Below are 26,114 nucleotides of genomic sequence, written 5' to 3' on the forward strand. Positions count from 1 at the left end.
GCCCCGCCCGGAAGCCCGCGCGGGTGCTTACACGAGCGGCTTCACCGACATCAGCAGATGGCGGTGCGTGTCTTCCTCACCGTCGGTCATCAGGGCGCGCTGACCCGGGCCGAGCAGATGGAACCGCACGGAATCGACCGTGAAGGAGCCGAGCGCGTCCAGGAGGTACCCCGGGTTGAAGGCGACCGTCAGGGACCGCTCCCCGTCCAGGACCGCCGGAAGCCGCTGGGAGGCGGTGTCGTCCTCGTACCCGGCCTGGAGGTGGACGGCGTCGCCGGTGAAGGACAGCTGGACCGGGCTGTCGCCCTCCGCGACCACCGCGACCCGCTTCACGGCCTCCACCAGGGGAGCCCGGCCGGTCACGGCGACGGCGTGCTCGCCCAGGGAGAACAGCTTGTCGTGACGGGGAAGCCGGCCGTCGAGCAGACGGGTCGTGGTGCGGACGCCGTCGCTCTCGAAGCCGATCGAGCCGCCGTCCAGCGCCAGCCGGACCGGGCCGGCGCCGGAGAGGGCGCGGGCGATCTCCGTCAGCCGTCGCGCGGGCACCACGACGTCGGTGTCCCCGGCCGCGTCGGCGGCGTCCACGGGCTTCCACTCCAGCGTGCGGACGGCGTAGCGGTACCGGTCGGTCGCGGCCAGCGTCATCTCCGTACCGTTCAGGGCGAGGCGTATCCCCGTCAGGACGGGCAGCGAGTCGTCCCGGCCCGCGGCCACCGCCACCTGGCCGACCGCCGCCGCGAAGGCGTCGGCGTCCACCATGCCCCGGAACGGAGGAAGCTCCGGCTGCGCCGGATAGTCCTCCAGGGGCAGCAGGGACAGCCCGAACCGGACGCCCCCGCCGGACACCGCGAGCCGGGCCCCCTCGCTCGCGCAGTCCACCGGCCCCGGGGGCAGTACCTTGCAGATGTCCAGCAGGCGCCGCCCGAGGACCAGCGCCCGGCCCTCGGCGGTCGTGTCCGCCTCCACCTCGATCCGTGCCGACGCCTCGTGGTCGAGGCCGCGGACGCGCAGCCGCCCCTCGCGCGCCTCCAGGAGGAGGCCGCCGAGGACGGGCACGGGGGAGCGGGCGGGCAGGACCCGCGCGGCCCAGGCCACGGCGTCGGTCAACTCACCACTGTCGATACGGAATTCCATACGGGCGACGCTAGCGGCCGCCACTGACAACGGGCCCGGGCCGCGCTCCCGCCGAGGGCCGCGCGAGGTCGGGAAACGCCGAGCGCCCGCCCTCCGCGGTCGCGGAGAGGCGGGCGCGCTCGTGTCGCCGGGTGTGCCGGAGGGGCCGGCCGAGGGGTCAGGCGGCGTTCTTGATCGCGGAGATGTCGAAGGTCAGCTTCACCTTGTCGCTGACCATGACGCCACCGGTCTCCAGGGCCGCGTTCCAGGTCAGGCCCCACTCGGAGCGGAGGATCTCGGCCGAGCCCTCGAAGCCGACGCGCTCGTTGCCGTAGACGTCGGTGGCCGCGCCGTTGAACTCCAGGTCGATGGAGAGCGGGCGGGTGACGTCCTTGATCGTGAGGTCGCCGGTGATCCGGTACAGGTCGCCGCCCAGCTGCTCGGCCTCGCTGGAGCGGAAGGTCATCAGCGGGAAGGTCTCGGCGTCGAAGAAGTCGCCGCTGCGCAGGTGGCCGTCGCGGTCGGCGATGCCGGTGTCGATGGAGGCGATCGTGACGTCGATGGAGGCGGAAGAGGCGGCCGGGTCGGAGCCGTCCAGCCGCAGCGCGCCCTCGTAGGCGGCGAACGAGCCGCGGACGTTGGTGACCATGGCGTGCCGGACCGTGAACCCGATGCTGCTGTGGGCCGGGTCGATGGTGTAGTCGCCGGTCAGCGCGGCCAGGGCCGGGTCGACGGGGAGGGTGGCGACGGCGGTGGCGGTGTCGTTCTTGCGGCCGAAGATGCCCATGACGTGCTCCTTGGGGACGGTGCGCGGGGTGGCGCGGAGGGGGTGACGCATTTCGTTGAACCTTCAACGAGAACGACCGTACCCCGATTCGGTTCAATATTCAACATCCTGGTCGGATGTTCGCCCCGCTTGGACTCACCGCGGGGTGTTCTTGGACTGGCGGAGGCGCCGGACCGCGATCTCGTTGACGCCGCCCCGGGCGCCGGGGACAACTGGTGCGCATGTCCCTCCCCACGTCGCGAAGAATCCGTGCGGCCTGCGCGCTCGCCGCCGCCTCGTCCGCCGTGTTCGCCCTCTCCGGCCCCGCGCTCGCCCGGGGCCCGCAGGCACAGGACGACACCCCCGGCGCCCTCATCGGCTCCGACCGGCTCACCGTCGCCGTCGCCGAGGACTTCCCCCGCGTCCTCTCGTACACCGACCGCGCGACCGGGGCCCGCCTGCTCGGCAGCACGGCCCCGGTGACCCAGGTCGTCCTCAACGGCACCGCGCACGCGGTGCGGGCCGCGGGCGCCCCCGTCCTGACCCCGTCCACCGCCGCGTACACCCTGGCCTTCCCCGCCCTGCCCGGCGTCGAGATCGACGCGGCCCTGGACGTCAGCGGCCGGTCCACGACCTTCCGGGTCACCGCGGTCCGCGACACCGAGGCGTTCCGGGTCGGCACCCTCGACATACCCGGCCACGACCTCGTCTCCGTCGGCTCGGGCGACGGCGGCGCCGCGACCGCCTTCACCCGCCTCGACCCCGACTCCACCCGTACCGCCGACGTCTTCGCCGACGTCACCGGCGCGACCCCGGCCGAGACGGCCGCCACGGGGGCGAGCTACGCACTCGTCAGCACCGCCTCCCTGGCCGCCGCCGTGGAGTCGAACTCCAGCTACGACCGACCCTCCGGCCCCAGCGCCCGCGACGGCGCCCGCTTCTGGCACCAGGCGCGGAAGAACGGCGCCGAGACCCGCGTCGGCGTCTGGTCGGGGCAGTGGACCTACCGCGGCGCCGGGGCCCCCGCCCCCGAGAGCGGCTCCGGCCTCCCCTGGGCCAAGGTCGTCGTCACACCCGACGCCAACGCCGACGGACGGACCGACTGGCAGGACGCCGCCCTCGCCTTCCGGACGATCGGCATCACGGCGCCCGGCAGCGCACGGACACCCGGCCGGGTCGTCGCCCACATCCCGTTCAACTTCGCCTCCCAGGCCACCCACCCCTTCCTGCGCACCCTCGACGACGTCAAACGCATCTCCCTCGCCACCGACGGACTGGGCCAGTTCGCCCTGCTCAAGGGGTACGGCTCCGAGGGCCACGACTCCGCCCACCCCGACTACGGCGGCAACCACAACAAGCGCGCCGGCGGCCTCCAGGACCTCAACACGCTGCTGAGGGAGGGGAAGAAGTGGGGCGCCGGCTTCGGCGTCCACGTCAACGCCACCGAGTCGTACCCCGAGGCGAGGAACTTCAGCGAGACCCTCGTCGACAAGACGAAGCCCGGATGGGACTGGCTGAACCAGAGTTACATCATCGACCAGCGCCGCGACCTCAACAGCGGAGACCTCGCCCGCCGCTTCCGGCAGCTGCGCGACGAGACCGACCCGAACCTCTCCACGCTGTACGTCGACGTCTACTCCACGCACGGCTGGATCGCCGACAAGACCGTCCAGGTCCTTCAGGCGCAGGGCTGGAATCTCGCCACCGAATGGTCCGAGAAGTTCGAACGGGCCTCGCTCTGGTCCCACTGGGCCAACGACCTGGACTACGGCGGCGCCACCCACAAGGGCCTCAACTCGCAGATCGTCCGCTTCATCCGCAACGGCGAGAAGGACGTCTGGAACGACCACCCCGTGCTCGGCCGGACCGCCCTGGAGGAATTCGAGGGCTGGACCGGCGAGATCGACTGGAACCGCTTCTACGCCAACATCTGGCAGAAGAACCTCCCCGCCAAGTACCTCCAGCAGCAGCGGATCACCCGCTGGAACGGCAACGACCTCACCTTCACCGGCGGTGTCCGGGGGACCATGGAGAACGGCCGCCGCACGTTCTACGAGAACGGCCGCAAGGTCCTCGACGGCGACGGCTACCTCCTGCCCTGGGACGGCGGAAGGAAGCTCTACCACTACGACGGGAGCGGCGGGCGCTCGACTTGGGCCGTGCCCGGAAACCGGCCGTACAGCGTCTACGCCCTCACCGACAACGGCCGCGTCAAGACCGGGACCGTGCGGCCCGTCGGCGGCACGATCACCCTCGACGCCGTGGCCGGACAGCCCTATGTCCTCCATCCCGACCGGGCCCCCGAGCCGCGTGACCCGCGCTGGGGCGAGGGCACGCCCGTGAAGGACCCCGGCTTCAACGACCGCCGGCTGACCGGCTGGTCCACGGCCGGCACGGTCGCCCGGAACACGGACGCCCAAGGACGCAACAGCGCCGAACTCACCGGCCCGGCCACGGCCTCCGTGAGCCAGCGGCTCACGGGACTGACGCCCGGCAAGCGGTACACGGCCTCCGCGCTCATCGAGGTCGAGCCCGGCAGGACCCGCCCCACCACGCTCCTCGTCGCGGACCGCTCCGTCACCGTCGAGCGCTCGCCGCTCGTGGACCGGGTCGCCGCCTCCGACTGGAACGGCACCCGGTTCCAGCGCGCCAAGGCCACCTTCACCGCACCCGCCGGCGGCGCCACCGTCCTGCGGATCCAGGCGGCGCCGGGCAGCACCGCCACCGTCCGGATCGACGACGTGCGCGTCGTCGCCAACGACCCCGCGACCAGGCCCGGGACGACGGTGTACGAGGACTTCGAGGCCGTCGACCAGGGGTGGGGGCCCTTCCTCAAGGGCGACTCCGGCGGCACGACCGACCCGCGCACCCACATCGCCCAGCTGCACGCCCCGTACACCCAGTCCGGCTGGAACGGAAAGCTCGTCGACGACGTCCTGGCCGGCGCCGAGTCGCTCAAGTCGCACGACGAGAACAGCGGCCTGGTCTACCGGACCGCGCCCTGGACCGTCCCGATGCGGGACGGGCACGCCTACCGCGTGGAGTACGCCTACCAGTCCAGCCACGCCGGCGCCTACGAGTGGGTCACCGGCTACGACCGTCCCGACGGGACCTCCGCCGAGACCCGCCGGACGCCCCTCGGGCAGCGGCGGACCACCGGGCACTTCACCGAGACCGTCACCGCCGGCTGCGGCGACACCTGGAACGGGCTGCGCAAACGCGGCGACGCCCCGGACGGCGCCGACTTCGTGCTCGACGCCTTCACCGTGACCGACCTCGGCCCGGCCGCCGAGCCCGCCGCCTGCGGCACCCTCGCCCTCACCACCCCGGAGACGCTGGAACCCGGCCGCCCGAACGACGTCACGGCCACCTTCGGCAACGACGAGGCCGCCGACGTCTCCGGCGCCCGGGCCGTGCTCACCCTCCCGCGGGGCTGGACCGCCGAACCGGCCGGGCCCGTCGAGCTCGGCACGGTCCTTGCGGGAGGGCGGACCACCGCCACCTGGCGGGTGACACCCCCGGGTGACGCGGCCCCCCTGCCGTACACCCTCGCAGCCTCCCTGACGTACGCGATCGGGGGAGAGGAGCGCAGGCTCACCGCCTCCACCACCGTCCGCACCCCGCCCCCGCCGCCCACCGCCGACAGCTGGGCGAGCGACCTCGACTGGACGTCGGCCACCAACGGCTGGGGGCCGGTCGAGCGCGACCTCTCCAACGGCGGGACCGGCGCCGGTGACGGCTCCCCGCTGCGGATCGGGGGAGTGACCTACGCCAAGGGCCTGGGCAGCCACGCGCCCGCCAGGATCCGCTTCTACCTGGGCGGCCGGTGCACCGCCCTCACCGCCGAGGTGGGGGTGGACGACGCGCAGACCAGCCGGGGCAGCGTCCGCTTCGGCGTCCTCGCCGACGGCGTGGAGAAGGCGACCTCCCCGGTCCTCCAGGCGACGGACCCGGCCTGGACGCTGACCGCCGACCTCGCCGGCGCCTCCTACGCCGAGCTGGTCGTCGAGGACGGCGGCGACGGCAACGGCAACGATCACGCGGACTGGGGCAACGCCAGGTTCTCCTGCGCACCCGGCTCGAAGGGCGTCGCCGGCTCCCTCTCCGCCGAGCCGCACGCGCCCGCCGCGCTCATCGACCGCAGCGGGCTCATGTAAGGATCCTACAAACGAAAGGGGTCATCGGCTGTCGACTCGGGCCCATGGGGGCATGGTTCTGTCCAGCCCCACCAGGAATCGACACGGGAGACTGTACGGAGTCGACGGCGGGTTTTGCTTGGTCGACTTCGTAGGGTCGGTACATGACCGTTGTGGACCAGATCCCGAGCGAGCCGACTGACGCCCGTGGCCGTGTGGCCGAGCTGCACGCCCTGCGCGAGGAGGCCCGGCGCGGCCCGAGCGACCGGGCGACCGAAGCCCAGCACGCCAAGGGCAAGCTGACCGCTCGCGAGCGCATCGAGCTGCTGCTCGACCCTGGCTCCTTCAGCGAGGTCGAGCAGCTGCGCCGCCACCGGGCCAGCGGCTTCGGGCTGGAGGCCAGGAAGCCCTACACCGACGGTGTCATCACCGGCTGGGGCACGGTCGAGGGCCGCACGGTCTTCGTCTACGCGCACGACTTCCGCATCTTCGGCGGCGCCCTGGGCGAGGCCCACGCCACCAAGATCCACAAGATCATGGACATGGCCATCGCGGCCGGTGCCCCGCTGGTCTCGCTGAACGACGGCGCCGGCGCCCGGATCCAGGAGGGCGTCTCCGCCCTCGCCGGGTACGGCGGCATCTTCCAGCGCAACACCCGCGCCTCCGGTGTCATCCCGCAGATCAGCGTGATGCTCGGCCCCTGCGCGGGCGGCGCGGCCTACAGCCCGGCGCTCACCGACTTCGTCTTCATGGTCCGCGAGACCTCGCAGATGTTCATCACGGGCCCGGACGTCGTCAAGGCGGTCACCGGCGAGGAGATCACCCAGAACGGCCTCGGTGGCGCGGACGTGCACGCCGAGACCAGCGGCGTCGCGCACTTCGCGTACGACGACGAGGAGACCTGCATCGCCGAGGTGCGCTACCTCCTGTCGATGCTCCCGCAGAACAACCGCGAGAACCCGCCGACCGTGGCCTCCGAGGACCCGGCCGACCGGCGCTCGGACGTCCTGCTCGACCTGGTGCCGGCCGACGGCAACCGTCCGTACGACATGCACAAGGTCATCGAGGAGCTCGTCGACGACGGCGACTACCTGGAGATCCACGAGCGCTGGGCCCGCAACATCATCTGCGCGCTGGCCCGGCTCGACGGCCAGGTCGTGGGCATCGTCGCCAACCAGCCGCAGTCGCTGGCCGGTGTCCTGGACATCGAGGCGTCCGAGAAGGCCGCACGATTCGTCCAGATGTGCGACGCTTTCAACATCCCCATCATCACCCTTCTGGACGTACCCGGCTTCCTGCCCGGCGTCGATCAGGAGCACGGTGGAATCATCCGTCACGGCGCGAAGCTCCTGTACGCCTACTGCAACGCGACCGTGCCCCGGATCTCGCTGATCCTGCGCAAGGCGTACGGCGGGGCCTACATCGTCATGGACTCCCAGTCCATCGGTGCCGACCTGACGTACGCATGGCCCACCAACGAAATCGCGGTGATGGGCGCCGAAGGTGCCGCCAACGTCATCTTCCGCAAGCAGATCGCCGAGGCCGAGGACTCCGAGGCCATGCGGGCCCGCATGGTCAAGGAGTACAAGGCGGAGCTGATGCATCCCTACTACGCGGCGGAGCGCGGCCTGGTCGACGACGTGATCGACCCCGCCGAGACGCGCGAGGTCCTCATCCGGTCCCTCGCCATGCTCCGCACCAAGCACGCCGACCTGCCGTCCCGCAAGCACGGCAACCCGCCTCAGTAAGAGGAGTCCTCCGTGACCACGCCCGCCAACCTTCTCCGTGTCGAGAAGGGCCACGCCGACCCCGAGGAGCTGGCCGCCATCACCGCGGTCCTGCTCGCCCGCGCGGCCGCCCAGCCCGCCGAGGCGTCCCACGACGGCCGTTCCACGGCCGGCTGGCGCCGCCTGGAGCGCCAGTCGGGCTTCCGCCCCTCCCACTCCTGGCAGGGCTGAGCCCGTCGGCTCGTGCCCACCGGCATCGAAGGCCCCCCGCTCCACCCGGAGCGGGGGGCCTTCGCCGTGGGATCCGCCAGGACCGGCCCACCGGCGCCCGCGCCCCGGGGGGAGTCCCTGCCGCCCCCGCCGTCGGGTACGGAGAAGCCCCGCCCACCGGTCCGGTGTGCGGGGCTTCTCCGTGCCGTGTCCGGTGGGACTACCGGAGGCGGGCCATCAGAGCGTGCTCCACGAGCGTGATCAGCGCGCTCTTGGCGTCCGCGCGGTGGCGGGCGTCGGTGGTGATGATCGGCGTGTCCGGGCCGATCTGGAGGGCCTCGCGGACCTCCTCCGGGTTGTACGGCTGGTGGCCGTCGAAGCCGTTCAGGGCGATGACGAAGGGGAGGCCGCTGTTCTCGAAGTAGTCGACCGCGGGGAAGCAGTCGGCGAGACGGCGGGTGTCCACGAGCACGACGGCGCCGATGGCGCCGCGGACCAGGTCGTCCCACATGAACCAGAAGCGGTCCTGGCCCGGCGTACCGAAGAGGTACAGGATCAGGTCCTGGTCCAGGGTGATGCGGCCGAAGTCCATCGCGACAGTCGTCGTCGTCTTGTCGCCGGTGTGCGTGAGGTCGTCGATGCCCGCGGACGCAGACGTCATCACGGCCTCGGTACGCAGCGGGTTGATCTCCGAGACGGCGCCGACGAACGTGGTCTTGCCCACGCCGAAGCCACCCGCCACCACGATCTTCGCGCTGGTGGTTGAACGGGCCGCGCCGCCGCTAGAGCTTGCGAAGTCCACTGAGCACCCTTTCGAGCAGTGTCACGTCTGGCTGACCGCCGGCGGCCTCGTCGCCGCCGGGCTGGTGGATGGCGACAAGTCCGGCCTCGGCCAGGTCGGCGACGAGAATCCGGGCAACGCCGAGGGGGATCGAGAGAAGCGCCGAGATCTCGGCGACCGACTTGATCTCGAAGCAGAGCCGGCAGATCCGCTGGTGCTCGGGCAACTGCCCCTGCAGCCGGGACGGATCGGCCGTCGTACTGACCAGCGCCTCGATGGCGAGCTGGTAACGCGGCCGGGTCCGGCCGCCGGTCATCGCGTACGGACGCACCAGCGGGTTGTGACCGCCCGAAGCACCCGAACCGCCCGCGTTGCGCTGGGCACGCGGCGCGCTCGGCGCACTCACGGGCGACGGCTGGGCCTGAGGCTGCTGATAGGGCTGCTGTACGCCCTGTCTGCTCGGTGTGGAGGGAAAGTTGAACCGGTTCTGCGCGGTGTCACCGTGCGGCTGCTGCGCGTCAAAACCGTTGTAAGGGCGTCCGCCCGGGGGTGTTCCCACGTCTCCTCCTCCGACTGCCTCGCGGTCCATGTCCCTGTGGAGCCGCGCCACCGCACCTTACGGTGCGGTGGCGAGATACGCACTGTCTGTCTATTAGTTGAGCAGACTTCCCTGGAGCTCCGCCCGCAGGTCGGGCGTCAGGACGCTGCCCGCACGGTCGACGAGCAGCGCCATCTCGTAGCCCACGAGGCCGATGTCGGCCTCCGGGTGCGACAGCACGGCCAGCGAGGAACCGTCCGAGATCGACATGATGAAGAGGAAGCCGCGCTCCATCTCCACGACGGTCTGGTTGACCGCACCGCCCTCGAAGATCCGGGACGCGCCCGCGGTCAGCGAGGTCAGTCCGGAGGCGACGGCCGCAAGCTGGTCGGCTCGGTCCCGGGGGAAACCCTCGGACATCGCCAGCAGGAGTCCGTCGGCGGAGACCACCACCGTGTGGGACACCCCGGGGGTGTTGTCCACGAAGTTGGTGATCAACCAGTTCAGATTCTGCGCCGCCTGGCTCATGCTCACACTAACGCTCCTGGTTGTAGGTACTGCCCGGGCCGAGGCCCGATCCGTTCGTGTCCGTTCCCGCGCTGCGTCCCTGCTGGACACCGCGGCGCAGGTTGCTCAACCTGCCCCGGACGTCCTCAGGGGCGCGGGAGACCTGTGGGCCGCCCTGCGGGGTCTGCTCCGCCGTCCCCTCGACCAGGTTGGCCTTCGGGACCCGCCGCGGAAGTCCGGAGGAGGTGACCCCGCCCGCCTTCGGCTCGCGGAGCTTCTCGGCCCGCATCCAGCGCTCGTCGTTGGTGGAGCGCCAGTCGTCGGTGCCGTCGGCTTCGTTCTGCTGCGCCGGCTGCTGCTGCTGCGCGGGCTGCTGAACCGTCCGCGTGGGCAGCGGCTGCTGCGCGGGCTGGGGAGCCTGCGCGGCGGCGCCGCCCCGGCGCGGCAGACCGGCGTCGGTCAGCGCGTGGCCGGCGTCCGGGGCGGGAGTCGCCGTGGGGCCCGGACGGTCGAAGCCTACGCGCTCGGAGGCCTGCGCGGGGGCGCTGGGGGCAGATTCCGCTTCCGACCGGTACTGCTGGTCGTAGCCACCCTGGTATCCGCCCTGAGAGGCCCAGTCGCCCTGCTGAGGCTGGGCGTCGTAGGAGCTGTCGTACTGCGCCTGACCGTTGCCCCGATCCTGATAGGGGGCTTCCGCATAGCCGCTCTCGGCGGACTGGCCGTAGCCGTCCGCAGGGCGGCCGTACTCGTCGTAGGACTGCTGCGGGTAGTCGTACCCGGCGTGCTGATGAGTCTGCTGACCGAAGTCGGAGGCGTACTCCTGCCCGTACTCCTGCTCCGGTGCGTACTCCTGCTCCTGCTCCTGCTGTACGTAGCCCTGCTGCGGGGAGTCGAGCTCGTCACGGTACAGCGGGCGTTCGCCGCCCTGCGCCGACTGCGCCTCGAGCGCCGCCCGGCGCTCCTCGCGCTGGAGCGAACGGTTCACCGGGTCGAGCTGGCGCTCCTCCCCGGGCTCGTCGTAGCGGGAGTCGTCGAAGCCGAGCTCCGCCGCGGTCCGCATCGGCTGCTGCACGGGCTCGAAGGCGTGCGACTGCTGCTGCGGGATGATCTGCGAGACGGTGAAGTCGTCCTGCGGCAGCGCCTCGCCGCCACCACCGTGGGTGATCGCGTCCGGCAGCATGACCAGCGAGGTCGTGCCCGCCTGCTCGCCCGAGGGGCGCAGCTGGACGCGGATGCCGTGCCGGTCGGCCAGCCGGCCGACCACGAACAGGCCCATGCGCTGCGAGACGGCGGCGTCGACGGTGGGCGGGTTCGCCAGCTTGTGGTTGATGTCCGCGAAGTCCTCGGCGGTGAGGCCGATGCCCTTGTCGTGGATCTCGACCATGACCCGGCCGTCGGGCAGACGGGTCGCGGTGACGCGGACCTTGGTCTGCGGCGAGGAGAACGTGGTGGCGTTCTCCAGCAGCTCGGCGAGCAGGTGGACGAGGTCCGTCACGGCCTGGCCGTGGATCTCGGCCTCCGGGACGCCGGCGAGCTCGATGCGCTCGTACTGCTCCACCTCGGAGGAGGCGGCGCGCATCACGTCGACCAGCGGGACCGGCTGGTCCCAGCGGCGGCCCGGCTCCTCGCCGGCGAGGACGAGGAGGTTCTCGCCGTTGCGGCGCATACGGGTGGCCAGGTGGTCCAGCTTGAAGAGGTTCTCCAGCTGGTCCGGGTCGGCCTCGTTGTTCTCCAGGTCGGTGATGAGGGTCAGCTGGCCCTCGATCAGCGACTGGTTGCGGCGCGAGAGGTTGGTGAAGATCGCGTTGACGTTGCCCCGGAGCATGGCCTGCTCGGCGGCGAGCCGGACGGCCTCGCGGTGGACCTGGTCGAAGGCCCGGGCGACCTCGCCGATCTCGTCCTGGGAGTCGATCGGGATGGGCTGCACCCGGGTGTCGACGCGGCCCGGCTCGGTGCGGGAGAGCTGGTCGACCAGCATCGGCAGGCGCTGCTCGGCGATCGCGAAGGCGGCGGTGCGCAGCTCACGCATCGAGCGGCTCATCTGGCGGGCCATCATCCCGGCCAGGATGAAGGCGGCGAGCAGCGCGATGACGACGATGCCGCCGTTGATGAACGCGTCCGTCTTGGCGTCGTCGGAGATCGCGGCGGCCTCGGTCACGGCCTTGTCGACGAGCTCCCGCTCGACCTCGGTGTAGCCGTCGAACTTGGCGGTGGCCGCACCCATCCAGGTCTCGGGGGTGACGGCCTTCTTGCGGAGGTCCGCGATGCCGTCGGCGTCCTTGGCCGAGCCGATGGCCTCCGCCATGCCGGTGTAGACCGAGCCGTCCTGCCTGCCCTTGGGCGGGTTCAGGCCGGCCGCCTCGAGCTTCCGGGCGCCCTCGGTCGCCTTCTCCTTCATGACCTGCTTCAGACGGTCCACGTCCGCCTGGGTGCCACCGGACTGGTACTCGCCGAGGGCGATCTGCTCCAGGTAGTTGTACGAGTTGAACGCCACCGACTGCTGGGCGAAGACCTCGTCCTTCTGGCTGGGGCGCACCAGGAGCTGCGTGCCGATCGAGCGCTGGAGCGACTCGGCGGCCTGCGCGAGCTGGATGGCGTAGACGGTGCGGCCGTAGCTGGTGATGTTGCCGGTACCGAGCCCGAGCTCGTTGGAGAACTCCATCAGGTAGTGCTGGACGGCGACGTACCCGAGCTGGGTCTGCACCGGGTCCATGGCCTTGGTGTACGCGACCTCGCGCAGCTTCTTGAGGTCGGGCTCCTTGTCCTTGAACAGCTTCAGGCGGCGCTCGAGGCCCTCGCCCTCCGGCATGTTCCCGGTGGCCTGCTGGAACTTCACGGCGGCCGCGTCGGTGGCGGCGTAGGCCTGCGTGACCTCTTCGCTCTCGCGGTCCTTCGCGGAGGTGGCCTTCAGGAGAGGGGCCGCGGTGAGGTCGCGCTCGTTGAGCAGGGCCTGGCTGTACTCCGAGGCGGCGCGGATGATCAGCGCCGTCTTCTCGGCGTTCTGCGCCTCCTGCCAGGTGTCGATCGACCCCTTCACCTGGAAGCCGCCCATGACGAGGCCGACCAGCACGGGTATCAGGAGAATGGCGTTCAGCCTGGTGGGCACGCGCCAGTTACGGGGGGACAGCTTGCTGGAGCTGCCCTGGGCGGCCGGGGGCGGGACAGGCACCTCCGCGGGCGGTGCCACCGCACGCGTCGGCGGCGTGAAGTTGCCTCGCGCATGCTGCTCCGCGGAGCTTTCCTTGCTTCGCCTCACTCGACCAACAACCTCTCGGCGTCGGCACCTACGTTGTGCCGGTGTTTCGTTCAGGGCCGTACTACTCGGGAGTTCATGAATTGCAGCACGTGAAGGGGGTCCCATCCAAACAGCTCTGAGCGGGCGCTTTCACCTGTTCAGGCCGAAGATAAAACGGGCATAAGCAGCGAGCCCCGGCAATTTGCGGGGCTCATGTGAGCGCAAAGGCACCGAACGGATGCGTCGGGTGTCCGCCGCGCACCAATTCTCTGTCGAAACGTTATGAACGCGGGGGCGGACCGTGTCAAACGACACAGACCGCCCCCAGAGCGGCATACGACAACTGCCGTAGGCGAACGACTACTTGAGTCGTGCCATCAGCGCATGCTCCACGAGCGTGATCAACGCGCTCTTGGCGTCCGCGCGGTGGCGGGCGTCCGTGGTGATGATCGGCGTGCCCGGACCGATCTGCAGGGCCTCGCGGACCTCGTCCGGAGTGTAGGGCTGATGGCCCTCGAAGCCGTTCAGGGCGATGACGAAGGGGAGGCCGCTGTTCTCGAAGTAGTCGACCGCGGGGAAGCAGTCGGCGAGACGGCGGGTGTCGACCAGCACGACGGCGCCGATGGCGCCGCGGACCAGGTCGTCCCACATGAACCAGAAGCGGTCCTGGCCCGGCGTACCGAAGAGGTACAGGATCAGGTCCTGGTCGAGGGTGATGCGGCCGAAGTCCATGGCCACCGTCGTGGTGGTCTTGTCCCCGGTGTGGGTCAGGTCGTCGATACCGGCCGAGGCCGAGGTCATCACGGCCTCGGTGCGCAGCGGGTCGATCTCCGAGACGGCGCCGACGAACGTGGTCTTGCCCACGCCGAAGCCACCCGCCACCACGATCTTCGCGCTGGTGGTCGACCGGGCCGCACCGCCGCTAGAGCTTGCGAAGTCCACTGAGCACCCTTTCGAGCAGTGTCACGTCCGGCGTGCCGCCGGCCTCTCCGTTGCCCGGCTGGTGGATCGCCACCATGCCCGCCTCCGCCAGGTCGGCGACCAGGATCCGGGCCACACCGAGCGGCATGGACAGCAGGGCCGAGACCTCGGCCACCGACTTGACCTCACGGCACAGGTGGCAGATCCGCTGGTGCTCGGGGAGCAGGCTGGACAGGTGCGCCGGGTCGGCCGTGGTGCTGACCAGCGCCTCGATGGCGAGCTGGTAGCGCGGCCGGGTCCGGCCGCCGGTCATCGCGTACGGACGCACCAGCGGCTGGTCGCCTTCATATCCGTACGACTCATCGAGTGAGGAGCCGTACGGATCGTGAGAGGCGGGGGGCGGGGTCATGAATCCTCCGGGCGTGACAGCAAGAACTCTGCCGTCTGATGGGGCCGGTGGGGGGCCGAATGGGGCGGCCGGACGGGGTGTGTGCCCAGTGCGGTACGGAGGGGCGTACCGCACTGTCGGTCAGGCTAGTGGAGCAGACTGCCCTGGAGCTCCGCACGGAGATCCGGGGTGAGAACGCTGCCGGCCCGGTCGACCAGCAGGGTCATCTCGTAGCCCACGAGGCCGATGTCGCACTCCGGGTGCGCGAGCACGGCCAGCGAGGAGCCGTCGGACACGGACATCAGGAAGAGGAAGCCGCGCTCCATCTCCACGACGGTCTGCGCGACGGCACCCCCCTCGAAGATCCGGGACGCACCCGCGGTCAGCGAGGTCAGTCCGGACGCGACCGCCGCCAGCTGGTCGGCGCGGTCGCGGGGGAACCCTTCCGACATGGCCAGCAGCAGGCCGTCGGCGGAGACCACCACCGTGTGGGACACCCCGGGGGTGTTGTCCACGAAGTTGGTGATCAACCAGTTCAGATTCTGCGCGGCCTGGCTCATCGCACTCAACTAACGCTCCTGCTGGTGGGTGGGGCCTACGTGGAAGGAGCCGGTGGTCGAGTTGCCCGCCTGGCGGCCCTGCTGGATGCCACGGCGCAGGTTGGTGAGCCGGCCGCGGACGTCGTCGGGTGCACGCGAGACCTGAGGGCCGGCCGTGTGGGCCTGCTCCTGGGCGGTCCCGGGCACGAGGTTGGCGCGCGGCACCCGCCGCGGCAGCCCCGAGGTGGTGACACCGCCGGCCGCGGGCTTGCGGACCCGCTCGGCCTGGCGCACCAGCTCGTCATTGGGGGAGGTCCGCCAGGAGGCGGGCCCGGCGGCCTGCTGACCGCCGTCGCCGCCACCCTGCGGGGCGGCGGGGCGCCGCTGAGCCGGGGGAGCGGACTGCTGCGGTACGACCGGAGTCTGCATGGTCTGCTCGGCGTCCGGGATCCGGCCGCCGTCCTGCCGGCCCTGGGCCTGACCCTGCTGAGGGTCCTGGCCCTGGGACTGACCGTGGAACCAGTTGGTCTCCAGCGTGTCGTACAGCGGGGTACGGCCGTCACCCGCACCGCTCGCCGGAGGCAGCGCCTCGGGCTGGCGGGGCTGCGGCGGCCGCTGCTGAGCCTGCTGGGGCTGCTGGGGCAGGTTTCCGGCCGGGCGCGGGGCGCCGTAGCCGGAACCGCCGTGCTGGCCGGGGGCCGGCGCCTGCGGCTGGTAGCCCTGGGGCGCCTGCTGTCCGCCGAAGTCGGGACGCGGGAACTGGGCGGTGGACGCGGGGTCCTGCGCCGCGGGCTGGTAGCCCTGGGGCGCCTGCTGTCCGCCGAGGTCCGGTCGCGGGAACTGGCCGGTGCCGCCGGGGCCCTGAGGCGCCTGCGGACGCGCGTACTGGCCCGTGGTGTCCGGTTCCTCGTGGCCGCGCGGGGCGTCCAGCGGGGACATCTCCTGCTGCGGGCGCCTGACCGGCTGGGCCGGGTCGTTGCCCCAGCTCGCGGCCTGCGGCCGCTGCTGCTGGGGGCCGCCGGGAAGCTCGGCGCGGGCGAAGCCGTTCTGGCCCGCGCCGTTGCCGTCCTGCGGGGCCTGGCCCTGCTGGGGCTGCTGCGGCCGGCCCTGCTGCGACGGGCCGCCCTGGCCGGGCTGGTTGCCCTGGCCGCCCCAGACGTCCGTACGGGACGGGATGGCGCGCTGGGCACCGCCGCCGAACCCGCCGGCGACGGGCCCCGGACGCTGCGGCTCCGGAGAGACCTGCGGCATCTGGGAGGTCTGCGCCGACTGAGGGGCGGGAGCGGGGCGCTGGCCCTGCTGGGGACCCTGACCCGGGCCCTGCGGGCCGCCGTCACGGCCGGGCAGCGCGGCCCGCGGACCGCCGGCACCGACCTGGCCACGCGGGGACGGGGGACCGGCGAGACCCGGACGGCCGCCGCCACCGGCGTTGCCGGGGGCACCCGGACCGCCGGGCAGCCGGCCGCCGGGAGCGCCGGCGCCCTGCGGCATCGCACCCTGACCACCGGCGCCGGGCTTGGGCGCGGGCTTCTTGCCGCCCTGGGCGACGTCGACGGGCAGCATGACGAGCGCGGTGGTGCCGCCGGAGTCCGACGGGCGCAGCTGGATGCGGATGCCGTGTCGCAGGGACAGACGGCCGACCACGAACAGACCCATGCGGCGGGAGACGGAGACGTCCACGGTGGGCGGCGAGGCGAGCCGCTCGTTGATCGCGGCGAGGTCCTCGGGGGAGAGGCCGATGCCGGTGTCGTGGATCTCGACGAGCACGCGGCCGTCGGGCAGCGCGTGACCGGTGACCCGGACCTTCGTCTGCGGCGAGGAGAACGACGTGGCGTTCTCCAGCAGCTCGGCCAGGAGGTGCACGAGGTCGTTGACGACCCGGCCGGCGACCTCGGTCGCCGGGACGGCGGCCAGTTCGATGCGCTCGTACTGCTCCACCTCGGAGGCGGCGGCACGGAGCACGTCGACCAGCGGGACCGGGCGGGTCCAGCGGCGGCCGGGCTCCTCGCCCGCGAGGACGAGGAGGTTCTCGCCGTTACGGCGCATGCGGGTGGCGAGGTGGTCGAGCTTGAAGAGCGAGGAGAGCTGGTCCGGGTCGGCCTCGCGGGACTCCAGCTCGGAGATGAGCGAGAGCTGGCGCTGGATCAGACCCTGGGAGCGGCGCGAGAGGTTGGTGAACATCGCGTTGACGTTGCCCCGCAGCAGGGCCTGCTCGGCGGCGAGGCGGACCGCCTCGCGGTGCACGTCGTCGAAGGCCGCGGCCACCTGGCCGATCTCGTCCCGGGAGTGCACACCGACGGACTCGACGGAGGTGTCGACGTCCTGCGGGTCGGCCTCGGAGAGCTGCTTGACCAGCTCGGGCAGGCGGTCCTGGGCGACCTTGGTCGCGGTGTCCTGGAGCCGGCGCAGCGAGCGGATCATGGACCGGGCCACGACGAACGCGCCGATGAGGGAGACGCCGAGGACGAGGAGGATCAGCGCGCCGTTGATGATCGCGTCGCGCTGCGACTCCGCGCGCAGCTCACGGGCCTTGGTGTCCATCTGTCCGAGGAGGGTCTCCTCGATGACGTTCATGGCCGTGATCTTCGTGGCGTACTCGTCCGTGAAGTTCAGGTGGCCGCGGGGCGCGCGGCCGTCCATGCCGGTGGTGTTGCTGAGCACGCGGTCGGCGTACTTGCTGGCGGCGTCGATGGACGGGTTGCCGGTGGTCAGCGGGGCGGTCAGGTCATCGGCGTCGCCGCCGGCCGACTCGTAGATGGAGGCGAAGGACTTGAGCTCGACCTTCTCGCCACGCTGCGCGGCGTAGCCGTACAGGCGGTCGCCCTGCTCCAGCTTTCCGGGCCGGCTGTCGCTGGCGGGAAGCGCGGAGGCGATGATCGCCTGCTGGATGGAGGCGTACTCCTTGGCGGAGGAGAACGCGGCCAGCGCCCGGGTCCGCTTGATCATCTCCGGGTTGCTGGTCGCCTGGGCCATGTCCTGGGAGAGGCTCAGCAGCGAACGGATCAGACGGCTGTACGCCTCGACCGTCACCGAGTGGGCGACGCCGGGCTTGTAGGCGTCCTGCCGGATGCCGCCGATCTCGACGACCTGCGACGCGATCTGGCTGATGTTCTGGCGGATGCTCTGCAGCGACTCGTCGCCCTCGGTCGCCGGCAGCTCGTTGGTGGCGTCCATGAACGCCTTCTGCTCACGGTCCGTGTTCGCGCGCGGCTGGGCGACCTGGTAGTCGTTGGCCGACTTGCCGTTGGCCAGGGGACCGGCGGACAGGTCGCGCTCGGTCTGGAGGGCCTGGGCGAGGTCCGTGGCCTCCTTGGTCAGCTCGGTGAGCAGCTGCATGTGCTCGAGCTGCTCCATGTCCTGGAGCGACTCGCTGATGCGGATGCCGCCGAGGCTGGTGGCGGCGACGACGGGCAGGGTCAGCAGAGCGACCAGACGCGTCGAGATGCGCCAGTTACGCAGGGCTATTCGCGGCCCGGCGTCGATCTCGGCCTTGAGCGGGGGTACGACCCCGGGCTCGGCAGTGCCCTTGGCCTTGCCCTTCGCGGAGCCCTTCGGCTTCACGGCGTCCTTGCGCGCGGTCCCGTCGCCACCGTCGCCGGCCGGGCCCTGCGCCTGGTTCTGGGCGTGCTGGGCCGAGGAACCGCGGTCGGTCCCGGCAGCGCGCTCCTGCTCCGCCGCAGCTTCCCCTCGGCCCTGACGGGCCTGGGGAGACCCCATGCCATCCCTCTTGAAACGTCCCTGCACTAGCGTCGCAACCTCTGGACCAGGCGTCTTCCCGCGTGAACGGAGCAGACGGTGTCGGCGTCGTGGGACGCGAATGCGTCCCATGGTGGTCGTTGTGACCGGCGCAGATCCCCCTTCCCCACCGCTCATCCGGCGCTGCGTTGCGCCCCCTGCGCGCCGGCTTGAAACCCGCGGCGGTGCGTGGAATTCCAGCACAGTGCAGGATCTCCAACAAGAGCCGTGCCGAGGGCCACGGGGGGGATGACAACCCGTGAACATCAGGTCACCCGATGTAGAACATGATCACGGAAGAATCGGACTTATTACCCCCAAAGGCTTACGCGGGCCGAGTGTCCCAGTCGCGATGATCAGGAGCGGAATGCAGCATTCAGTGGTGCAATGTCCGTTTCCGTGACCCCTGGGAGCGGTCCGTAATGCCGGGTTTATCCGCGCTTTGGTGAGCAAACTCACACCCGAGCGGTTGTCTGAGCCATGCATTCGAAGGGAAGAGGGCGTCTAGCCTGACGCTTTACACCCACCCGCACTCTGTAGAGGTCTGACACTCGCGATGAAGACGACGATGCTGCTCCGCTCCACGGCCAACCCCCGCCGCACCACGCTCGCGCACCTCGAGGACGCCGAGCGCCTCGGTCGCGGCGCGCAGCCGGAGCACGCGGTCGACCTCCCCAACCAGACGGCCAACCCCCGCCGCACCATCCTCATGACCGCTCCGCAGGCCCTCCAGCCCGCAGAGTAATACCCCGGGACGGCCTCCCGCCCCGGCTCGCGCCGCCCCTCACCGCGCTAGCCTGGAGCGTCAGACTCCAGCCAGTAGCAAGTGAGGGGCGACAGCACTCGTGCGCATCGCCAGATTCTCCATCGACGGCAATGTCGCCTTCGGCGCCGTCGAGGGCGAGGGAACCGTCGAGTCGGGCGGCCTGGTCCTCGACATCATCAGGGGCATCCCGTACACCGACTTCGAACTCAGCGGCACCAAGGTCCCGCTGAGCAAGGTACGGCTCCTGCCGCCCGTGCTGCCGAACAAGGTCGTGGCCATCGGGCGCAACTACGCCGAGCACGCCGCCGAGCTGGGCAACGAGGTACCCGACGTGCCCATCACCTTCTTCAAGCCCACCACCTCGGTGATCGGCCCCGGCGACGCCATCGAGTACCCCTCCTTCTCCAGCGAGCTGCACCACGAGGCCGAACTGGCCGTGGTCATCGGCCGCATGTGCCGCGAGGTCCCGCGCGAGCGCGTCAAGGACGTCGTCTTCGGCTTCACCTGCGCCAACGACGTGACCGCCCGCGACGTCCAGCGGCGTGAGAAGCAGTGGGCCCGCGCCAAGGGCTTCGACACCAGCTGCCCGCTCGGCCCCTGGGTGGAGACGGGCCTCGACCCGGCCGCGGCCGGCGACCTCACCATCCAGGCCACCGTCAACGGCGAGCAGCGCCAGCTCGGTCGTACGAGCGACATGATCCGCTCCGTCGAGGACCTCGTCGTCCACATCACCGAGGCCATGACGCTGCTCCCCGGCGACGTCATCCTCACCGGCACACCCGCGGGGGTCGGCCCCCTGAACGTCGGCGACGAGGTCGCCGTCACCATCGAAGGCATCGGCACTCTCACCAACAAGGTGATCAAGCGTGGCTAACGCGAACGTCCGCGTACGTTTCTGTCCCTCCCCGACCGGCAACCCCCACGTGGGCCTGGTCCGCACCGCCCTCTTCAACTGGGCCTTCGCCCGCCATCACGGCGGCACCTTCGTCTTCCGCATCGAGGACACCGACGCCGCGCGCGACTCCGAGGAGTCGTACCAGCAGCTGCTCGACTCGCTGCGCTGGCTCGGCTTCACCTGGGACGAGGGTCCTGACGAGGTCGGCGGCCCGCACGCCCCGTACCGCCAGTCCCAGCGGATGGACATCTACCGTGACGTCGCCGAGAAGCTGCTGGCCGGCGGGTACGCCTACCACTGCTTCTGCACCGCCGTGGAGCTGGAGGCCCGTCGCGACGCCGCCCGCCTGGCCGGCAAGCCCTCCGGTTACGACGGCACCTGCCGCAACCTGAGCGCCGACCGCATCGAGCGCTACCGCGCCGAGGGCCGTGAGTCGATCGTCCGCTTCCGGATGCCCGACGAGCCGATCACCTTCACCGACCTGGTCCGCGGGGAGCTCACCTTCACCCCGGACAACGTCCCGGACTACGGCATCGTCCGCGCCAACGGCGCACCGCTGTACACCCTGGTCAACCCGGTCGACGACGCGCTGATGGAGATCACCCACGTGCTGCGCGGCGAGGACCTGCTGTCCTCCACCCCGCGGCAGATCGCGCTCTACAAGGCGCTGATCGAGCTGGGCGTCGCCAAGGAGATCCCCGCCTTCGGCCACCTGCCGTACGTCATGGGCGAGGGCAACAAGAAGCTCTCCAAGCGGGACCCGCAGGCCTCCCTCAACCTCTACCGGGAGCGCGGCTTCCTCCCCGAGGGCCTGCTGAACTACCTCTCCCTCCTCGGCTGGTCGTTCTCGTCGGACCAGGACATCTTCACCATCGAGCAGATGGTCGAGAAGTTCGACATCGCCGACGTCAACGCCAACCCGGCGCGCTTCGACCTCAAGAAGGCCGAGTCGATCAACGCCGACCACATCCGCATGCTGGACGTGAAGGCGTTCGCCGCCGCCTGCGAGCCCTGGCTCCAGGCCCCGCACGCCGCCTGGGCGCCCGAGGCCTTCGACCGCGCGGCGTGGGAGGCCATCGCCCCCCACGCCCAGACTCGCCTGACCGTCCTCTCGGACATCACGGCCAACGTCGACTTCCTCTTCCTGGACGAGCCGGTCTTCGACCAGCCCTCCTGGGACAAGGCCATGAAGGGGGAGCCGGCCGCGCTGCTCACCACCGCGCGCGAGAAGCTCCAGGGCGCCGACTGGAACGACCCCGAGTCGCTCAAGAACGCCGTCCTGGCCGCAGGCGAGGCCCACGGCCTCAAGCTCGGCAAGGCGCAGGCGCCGGTCCGCGTCGCCGTCACCGGCCGCACGGTGGGCCTGCCGCTCTTCGAGTCCCTGGAGATCCTCGGCCGGGAGAAGACCCTGGCCCGAATCGACGCGGCGCTGGCGAAGCTGGCGGCGTAGTCTCGGCCCATGCCGATCCGCGCGGTCCTGTGGGACATCGACGACACGATCTTCGACTACGCCCGCGCCGACCTGACCGGCATGCGCGACCACCTCACGGCCGAGGGCCTGGTGGACGGATTCGCCTCCGTCGACCAGGCCCTTCGCCGTTGGCAGGAGCTGACCGTCGTCCACTGGCGGCGCTTCGAGGCGGGCGGGGTGGACTTCCAGGAGCAGCGCCGCGAGCGCGTCCGGGACTTCCTCGGCGCGCCCGCCCTGACCGCCGCCGAGGCCGACGGCTGGTTCGGGCGGTACGTGACGCACTACGAGTCCGCCTGGGAGCTGTTCCCCGACACCGTGCCCGTCCTGGACGTGCTGGCGCGTGACTACCGTCACGCCGTCCTGTCGAACTCGAGCATCCACAACCAGGACCGCAAGCTGCGGGTGCTCGGCGTGCGGGACCGCTTCGAGGCCGTCGTCTGCGCCGCCGAACTCGGCTTCGCCAAGCCCGCCGCCGAGGCCTTCCACGCGGCCTGCGAGGCCATCGGGCTCGCCCCGCACGAGGTGGCGTACGTCGGCGACCAGCCGGACATCGACGCCCGCGGGGCGGTCGAGGCGGGCCTCACGGGCATCTGGCTGGACCGCGCGGGCACCGGCGGCAGGCCCGAGCTGACCCGCATCACCGACCTCCACCAGCTCCCCGCGCTGCTGCGGCGGGATACCCGTTTTGGAGCGTCGGACACCTTCGGGTAATGTTCTTCCTGCGCCGAGGGGAGCAAGCCGAAAGGCCGAGACCCCCGGAGCACAACCCGAACAAGATCCCCGCAAGGGATTGTGTTTTGGTGGCCTATGGTGTAATTGGCAGCACGACTGATTCTGGTTCAGTTAGTCTAGGTTCGAGTCCTGGTAGGCCAGCTCGCAGAGCTCATCTGCATCCGCGGATCATGATCCGCAAAGCCCCCGTTGTGTAGCGGCCTAGCACGCTGCCCTCTCAAGGCAGTAGCGCCGGTTCGAATCCGGTCGGGGGTACAGATCCATCCTGCGCATCACCAGGGTCGCTCCCGGTGAACACGTGGTGACATCGCTCGGCGCTCCGGTGCCGGGCGGGATCGCTAGGGCCCCCGTTGTGTAGCGGCCTAGCACGCCGCCCTCTCAAGGCGGTAGCGCCGGTTCGAATCCGGTCGGGGGTACTGGTTTAAACCAGGTTTAAACCACCATGGCCTATGGTGTAATTGGCAACACTACGGTTTCTGGTACCGTCATTCTAGGTTCGAGTCCTGGTAGGCCAGCTCGCAGAGCTCATCTGCACCCGCGGATCACGATCCGCAAGGCCCCCGTTGTGTAGCGGCCTAGCACGCCGCCCTCTCAAGGCGGTAGCGCCGGTTCGAATCCGGTCGGGGGTACGCATCGAGGAAGCCCTTCCCTTCGGGGGAGGGCTTCTTCGCGTCCGGCACCGACGGACACAAGTCCGGCCCACCGCTGCGGCGTTGAAGCGGTGGGCCGGGAGGTACGGGAAGGAAGGCGGAGCCGGTCAGCCGTTGCGGCGCAGCGCCTCGGAGAGGCGGGCGGCCGCGTCGATGACCGCCTGGGCGTGCATGCGGCCCGGGTGCCGGGTCAGGCGCTCGATCGGCCCGGAGACCGACACGGCGGCCACCACGCGGTTCGACGGGCCGCGGACGGGCGCGGAGACGGACGCCACACCCGGCTCCCGCTCGCCGATCGACTGGGCCCAGCCGCGGCGCCGTACGCCCGACAGGGCGGTCGCGGTGAAGCGGGCGCCCTGAAGACCGCGGTGGAGGCGCTCCGGCTCCTCCCAGGCCATCAGGATCTGCGCGGAGGAGCCGGCCTTCATCGTCAGCGTCGAGCCGACCGGGACGGTGTCCCGCAGGCCGGACAGCCGCTCGGCCGCCGCCACGCAGATGCGCATGTCTCCCTGCCGGCGGTAGAGCTGGGCGCTCTCCCCGGTGACATCGCGCAGATGCGTCAGTACGGGGCCCGCGGTGGCGAGCAGGCGGTCCTCGCCGGCCGCGGCGGCGAGCTCCGCCAGGCGCGGTCCGAGGATGAACCGGCCCTGCATGTCGCGGGCCACCATCCGGTGGTGTTCCAGTGCCACGGCGAGACGATGTGCCGTGGGTCGTGCGAGTCCCGTCGCCGCGACCAGACCTGCGAGGGTGGCCGGACCGGACTCCAGGGCGCTCAGGACAAGGGCTGCCTTGTCGAGAACGCCCACGCCGCTAGAGTTGTCCATGCAACGATACTCACGTCTCACTCTGTGAAACGCAAGTTCAATTTCTCCCCGAACCTGTGACCCTGGTGAGGCGGCCGCACAACGGCCCGCGACACGGGTCTCTAGTTGTGCCGGCGTAGACGTCGGCCGGAGGGAAAGCGATGGGTAGGACACTCGCGGAGAAGGTCTGGGACGACCACGTCGTCCGGCGCGCCGAGGGCGAGCCCGACCTCCTCTTCATCGATCTGCACCTGCTGCACGAGGTGACCAGCCCCCAGGCGTTCGACGGTCTGCGTCAGAACGGCCGCCCGGTGCGCCGCCTCGACCTCACCATCGCCACCGAGGACCACAACACCCCGACCCTCGACATCGACAAGCCGATCGCCGACCCGGTCTCCCGCGCGCAGCTGGAGACCCTGCGCAAGAACTGTGCCGAGTTCGGCGTGCGGCTGCACCCGCTGGGCGACGTCGAGCAGGGCGTCGTCCACGTCGTGGGACCCCAGCTGGGCCTGACCCAGCCCGGCACCACCGTGGTCTGCGGCGACTCGCACACCTCCACGCACGGCGCCTTCGGCGCGCTGGCGTTCGGCATCGGCACCAGCCAGGTCGAGCACGTGCTGGCCACCCAGACGCTGCCGCTGGCCCGCCCCAAGACCATGGCGATCACGGTCGACGGCGAGCTGCCCGACGACGTCACGGCCAAGGACCTGATCCTGGCGATCATCGCCAAGATCGGCACGGGCGGCGGCCAGGGCTACATCCTGGAGTACCGCGGCTCCGCCATCGAGAAGCTGTCGATGGAAGCCCGGATGACCATCTGCAACATGTCGATCGAGGCCGGCGCCCGCGCGGGCATGATCGCCCCCGACGAGACCACCTTCGCGTACCTGAAGGGCCGCGCCCACGCCCCCGAGGGCGAGGAGTGGGACGCCGCCGTCGCGTACTGGAAGACCCTGAAGAGCGACGAGGACGCCGTCTTCGACGCCGAGGTCGTCATCGACGCCGCCTCGCTGGCGCCGTTCGTCACCTGGGGCACCAACCCGGGCCAGGGAGCGCCGCTTTCGGCGAACGTCCCCGACCCGGCTTCGTACGAAGACGCTTCGGAGCGCCTGGCCGCCGAGAAGGCCCTGGAGTACATGGGGTTGAGCGCCGGACAGCCGCTGCGCGACATCAAGGTCGACACCGTCTTCGTAGGGTCCTGCACCAACGGCCGCATCGAGGACCTGCGCAACGCCGCCGGTCTGCTGCGCGGCCGCAAGGTCGCCGACGGCGTCCGGATGCTGGTCGTCCCCGGCTCGGTCCGGGTCGCCCTGCAGGCCGTCGAGGAGGGCCTGGACAAGGTCTTCAAGGAGTCCGGGGCCGAATGGCGGCACGCGGGCTGCTCGATGTGCCTGGGCATGAACCCGGACCAACTGGCTCCCGGCGAGCGCTCCGCGTCCACCTCCAACCGCAACTTCGAGGGCCGGCAGGGCAAGGGCGGCCGGACCCACCTGGTCTCGCCCCAGGTCGCCGCCGCCACCGCCGTACTGGGCCATCTGGCCTCCCCGGCCGATCTGTCCGACGTCGCTACGCCCGCGGGGGTCTGAGGAACCATGGAAGCTTTCACCACGCACACCGGCCGGGCCGTCCCGCTGCGCCGCAGCAACGTCGACACCGACCAGATCATCCCCGCGCACTGGCTGAAGAAGGTCACCCGCGACGGCTTCGAGGACGGGCTCTTCGAGGCCTGGCGCAAGGACAGTGCCTTCGTGCTCAACCGCCCCGAGCGGCAGGGAGCCTCGGTCCTGGTCGCCGGCCCCGACTTCGGCACCGGCTCCTCCCGCGAGCACGCCGTCTGGGCGCTGCAGAACTACGGCTTCAAGACCGTGATCTCCTCCCGGTTCGCCGACATCTTCCGCGGCAACTCCCTGAAGAACGGTCTGCTGACCGTGGTCCTGGACCAGCAGGTCGTGGACCGGCTCTGGGAGCTGACCGAGGCCGACCCGACAGCCGAAATCACCGTTGACTTGGAGCAGCGGAAGGTGCTCGCGGACGGGATCGACGCCGACTTCGAGCTCGACGAGAACGCTCGCTGGCGCCTGCTGAACGGCCTGGACGACATCAGCCTCACCCTTCAGAACGAAGCCGACATCGCGGCTTACGAGGCGGCGCGGCCGGCCCACAAGCCCCGTACAATTACCGTCTGAGCAGCGCTTTTCCAC

Annotated in this window: 20 protein-coding genes and 5 tRNA genes; 14 read left to right on the plus strand and 11 right to left on the minus strand. The window is 71.0% G+C overall.

Annotated features, from left to right (window positions below; translation table 11 throughout):
* Positions 1-27: 27 nt before the first annotated feature.
* Together dnaN and AB0K65_RS20200 are read right to left on the minus strand one after the other, a co-directional pair.
* On the minus strand, positions 28-1,134 hold the full coding sequence (gene dnaN, locus AB0K65_RS20195; RefSeq protein ID WP_365718365.1) for a DNA polymerase III subunit beta: 1,107 nt from the start codon (positions 1,132-1,134) through the stop codon (positions 28-30).
* A 157-nt stretch (positions 1,135-1,291) separates the two neighbouring features.
* Positions 1,292-1,900, minus strand: coding sequence for a YceI family protein (locus AB0K65_RS20200; protein ID WP_365718454.1), 609 nt, complete (start codon positions 1,898-1,900; stop codon positions 1,292-1,294).
* A gap of 221 nt (positions 1,901-2,121) precedes the next feature.
* Here AB0K65_RS20200 and AB0K65_RS20205 point away from each other — a divergent pair, with 221 nt between their 5' ends.
* The 3 genes from AB0K65_RS20205 (at position 2,122) to AB0K65_RS20215 (ending at position 7,973) form a co-directional block, all read left to right on the plus strand.
* Positions 2,122-6,036, plus strand: a complete 3,915-nt coding sequence (locus AB0K65_RS20205) for an endo-alpha-N-acetylgalactosaminidase family protein (protein ID WP_365718367.1) — start codon at positions 2,122-2,124, stop codon at positions 6,034-6,036.
* Between the two features lie 143 nt (positions 6,037-6,179).
* Complete coding sequence (locus tag AB0K65_RS20210; RefSeq protein WP_365718369.1) at positions 6,180-7,763, plus strand: acyl-CoA carboxylase subunit beta; 1,584 nt, start codon at positions 6,180-6,182, stop codon at positions 7,761-7,763.
* 12 nt (positions 7,764-7,775) lie between these two features.
* Complete coding sequence (locus AB0K65_RS20215) at positions 7,776-7,973, plus strand: acyl-CoA carboxylase subunit epsilon (RefSeq protein WP_365718371.1); 198 nt, start codon at positions 7,776-7,778, stop codon at positions 7,971-7,973.
* Between the two features lie 199 nt (positions 7,974-8,172).
* Here the strand turns inward: AB0K65_RS20215 and AB0K65_RS20220 are convergent, their stop codons facing one another.
* The 8 genes from AB0K65_RS20220 to AB0K65_RS20255 all read right to left on the minus strand — a co-directional run bounded on the left by AB0K65_RS20220 (position 8,173) and on the right by AB0K65_RS20255 (position 18,578).
* Positions 8,173-8,754, minus strand: coding sequence for an ATP/GTP-binding protein (locus tag AB0K65_RS20220; RefSeq protein ID WP_050791473.1), 582 nt, complete (start codon positions 8,752-8,754; stop codon positions 8,173-8,175).
* Complete coding sequence (locus AB0K65_RS20225) at positions 8,735-9,292, minus strand: DUF742 domain-containing protein (RefSeq protein ID WP_365718373.1); 558 nt, start codon at positions 9,290-9,292, stop codon at positions 8,735-8,737. Before AB0K65_RS20225 ends, AB0K65_RS20220 begins: the two co-directional genes overlap by 20 nt.
* A gap of 93 nt (positions 9,293-9,385) precedes the next feature.
* Positions 9,386-9,799 (minus strand): roadblock/LC7 domain-containing protein, encoded by a 414-nt coding sequence (locus tag AB0K65_RS20230; RefSeq protein WP_147980024.1) that lies wholly within the window; start codon positions 9,797-9,799, stop codon positions 9,386-9,388.
* A 7-nt stretch (positions 9,800-9,806) separates the two neighbouring features.
* Positions 9,807-13,034 carry a nitrate- and nitrite sensing domain-containing protein gene (locus AB0K65_RS20235; protein WP_365718375.1) on the minus strand — a complete coding sequence of 1,076 codons (3,228 nt, stop codon included), beginning with the start codon at positions 13,032-13,034 and terminating at the stop codon, positions 9,807-9,809.
* Positions 13,035-13,373: 339 nt separating this feature from the next.
* Complete coding sequence (locus AB0K65_RS20240; protein WP_158990864.1) at positions 13,374-13,955, minus strand: ATP/GTP-binding protein; 582 nt, start codon at positions 13,953-13,955, stop codon at positions 13,374-13,376.
* Positions 13,936-14,343, minus strand: coding sequence for a DUF742 domain-containing protein (locus AB0K65_RS20245; protein ID WP_365718378.1), 408 nt, complete (start codon positions 14,341-14,343; stop codon positions 13,936-13,938). The genes AB0K65_RS20240 and AB0K65_RS20245 overlap by 20 nt, the downstream gene beginning before the upstream one ends.
* Positions 14,344-14,468: 125 nt before the next feature.
* Positions 14,469-14,882, minus strand: coding sequence for a roadblock/LC7 domain-containing protein (locus AB0K65_RS20250; protein ID WP_315895653.1), 414 nt, complete (start codon positions 14,880-14,882; stop codon positions 14,469-14,471).
* A 9-nt stretch (positions 14,883-14,891) separates the two neighbouring features.
* A complete protein-coding gene (locus AB0K65_RS20255) occupies positions 14,892-18,578 on the minus strand; it encodes a nitrate- and nitrite sensing domain-containing protein (protein WP_365718380.1) in 3,687 nt (1,228 codons plus the stop codon).
* 574 nt (positions 18,579-19,152) lie between these two features.
* Between AB0K65_RS20255 and AB0K65_RS20260 the strand changes: the two genes are divergently transcribed.
* The 9 genes from AB0K65_RS20260 to AB0K65_RS20300 all read left to right on the plus strand — a co-directional run bounded on the left by AB0K65_RS20260 (position 19,153) and on the right by AB0K65_RS20300 (position 23,089).
* The gene (locus AB0K65_RS20260) at positions 19,153-19,341 is read left to right on the plus strand and encodes a hypothetical protein (RefSeq protein ID WP_365718382.1); all 189 of its coding nucleotides are present in this window, start codon (positions 19,153-19,155) and stop codon (positions 19,339-19,341) included.
* Positions 19,342-19,441: 100 nt separating this feature from the next.
* A complete protein-coding gene (locus AB0K65_RS20265; protein ID WP_365718384.1) occupies positions 19,442-20,236 on the plus strand; it encodes a fumarylacetoacetate hydrolase family protein in 795 nt (264 codons plus the stop codon).
* Positions 20,229-21,707, plus strand: coding sequence for a glutamate--tRNA ligase (gene gltX / locus AB0K65_RS20270; protein ID WP_365718386.1), 1,479 nt, complete (start codon positions 20,229-20,231; stop codon positions 21,705-21,707). The genes AB0K65_RS20265 and gltX overlap by 8 nt, the downstream gene beginning before the upstream one ends.
* Before the next feature lie 9 nt (positions 21,708-21,716).
* Positions 21,717-22,439: an HAD family hydrolase gene (locus AB0K65_RS20275; RefSeq protein ID WP_365718388.1), complete on the plus strand. Its 723-nt coding sequence runs from the start codon at positions 21,717-21,719 to the stop codon at positions 22,437-22,439.
* 90 nt (positions 22,440-22,529) lie between these two features.
* Positions 22,530-22,601, plus strand: a tRNA-Gln gene (locus AB0K65_RS20280).
* Positions 22,602-22,642: 41 nt separating this feature from the next.
* A tRNA-Glu gene (locus AB0K65_RS20285) sits at positions 22,643-22,715 on the plus strand.
* Positions 22,716-22,803: 88 nt separating this feature from the next.
* A tRNA-Glu gene (locus AB0K65_RS20290) sits at positions 22,804-22,876 on the plus strand.
* A 27-nt stretch (positions 22,877-22,903) separates the two neighbouring features.
* Positions 22,904-22,975 (plus strand) — tRNA-Gln (locus tag AB0K65_RS20295).
* Between the two features lie 41 nt (positions 22,976-23,016).
* A tRNA-Glu gene (locus tag AB0K65_RS20300) sits at positions 23,017-23,089 on the plus strand.
* A 128-nt stretch (positions 23,090-23,217) separates the two neighbouring features.
* Here AB0K65_RS20300 and ndgR read toward each other — a convergent pair.
* Positions 23,218-23,934, minus strand: coding sequence for an IclR family transcriptional regulator NdgR (gene ndgR, locus AB0K65_RS20305; RefSeq protein ID WP_005311436.1), 717 nt, complete (start codon positions 23,932-23,934; stop codon positions 23,218-23,220).
* A gap of 140 nt (positions 23,935-24,074) precedes the next feature.
* On the opposite strand from ndgR, the gene leuC reads away from it, so the two are divergent.
* On the plus strand, positions 24,075-25,499 hold the full coding sequence (gene leuC, locus AB0K65_RS20310) for a 3-isopropylmalate dehydratase large subunit (RefSeq protein ID WP_365718390.1): 1,425 nt from the start codon (positions 24,075-24,077) through the stop codon (positions 25,497-25,499).
* A 6-nt stretch (positions 25,500-25,505) separates the two neighbouring features.
* Positions 25,506-26,099: a 3-isopropylmalate dehydratase small subunit gene (leuD, locus tag AB0K65_RS20315; protein ID WP_365718392.1), complete on the plus strand. Its 594-nt coding sequence runs from the start codon at positions 25,506-25,508 to the stop codon at positions 26,097-26,099.
* The last annotated feature ends 15 nt before the right edge of the window (positions 26,100-26,114 follow it).

The sequence above is a fragment of the Streptomyces sp. NPDC053755 genome, from assembly GCF_040677675.1.
Classification (GTDB): Bacteria; Actinomycetota; Actinomycetes; order Streptomycetales; family Streptomycetaceae; genus Streptomyces.

What these genes read in the sequence shown, in the direction of transcription:
- dnaN (WP_365718365.1), bottom strand. Translation starts at nt 1,134, where the DNA reads ATGGAATTCCGTATCGACAGTGGTGAGTTGACCGACGCCGTGGCCTGG.
- AB0K65_RS20200 (WP_365718454.1), bottom strand. Translation starts at nt 1,900, where the DNA reads ATGGGCATCTTCGGCCGCAAGAACGACACCGCCACCGCCGTCGCCACC.
- AB0K65_RS20205 (WP_365718367.1), top strand. Translation starts at nt 2,122, where the DNA reads ATGTCCCTCCCCACGTCGCGAAGAATCCGTGCGGCCTGCGCGCTCGCC.
- AB0K65_RS20210 (WP_365718369.1), top strand. Translation starts at nt 6,180, where the DNA reads ATGACCGTTGTGGACCAGATCCCGAGCGAGCCGACTGACGCCCGTGGC.
- AB0K65_RS20230 (WP_147980024.1), bottom strand. Translation starts at nt 9,799, where the DNA reads ATGAGCCAGGCGGCGCAGAATCTGAACTGGTTGATCACCAACTTCGTG.
- AB0K65_RS20245 (WP_365718378.1), bottom strand. Translation starts at nt 14,343, where the DNA reads ATGACCCCGCCCCCCGCCTCTCACGATCCGTACGGCTCCTCACTCGAT.
- AB0K65_RS20250 (WP_315895653.1), bottom strand. Translation starts at nt 14,882, where the DNA reads ATGAGCCAGGCCGCGCAGAATCTGAACTGGTTGATCACCAACTTCGTG.
- AB0K65_RS20255 (WP_365718380.1), bottom strand. Translation starts at nt 18,578, where the DNA reads ATGGGGTCTCCCCAGGCCCGTCAGGGCCGAGGGGAAGCTGCGGCGGAG.
- AB0K65_RS20260 (WP_365718382.1), top strand. Translation starts at nt 19,153, where the DNA reads ATGAAGACGACGATGCTGCTCCGCTCCACGGCCAACCCCCGCCGCACC.
- AB0K65_RS20275 (WP_365718388.1), top strand. Translation starts at nt 21,717, where the DNA reads ATGCCGATCCGCGCGGTCCTGTGGGACATCGACGACACGATCTTCGAC.
- ndgR (WP_005311436.1), bottom strand. Translation starts at nt 23,934, where the DNA reads ATGGACAACTCTAGCGGCGTGGGCGTTCTCGACAAGGCAGCCCTTGTC.
- leuC (WP_365718390.1), top strand. Translation starts at nt 24,075, where the DNA reads ATGGGTAGGACACTCGCGGAGAAGGTCTGGGACGACCACGTCGTCCGG.
- leuD (WP_365718392.1), top strand. Translation starts at nt 25,506, where the DNA reads ATGGAAGCTTTCACCACGCACACCGGCCGGGCCGTCCCGCTGCGCCGC.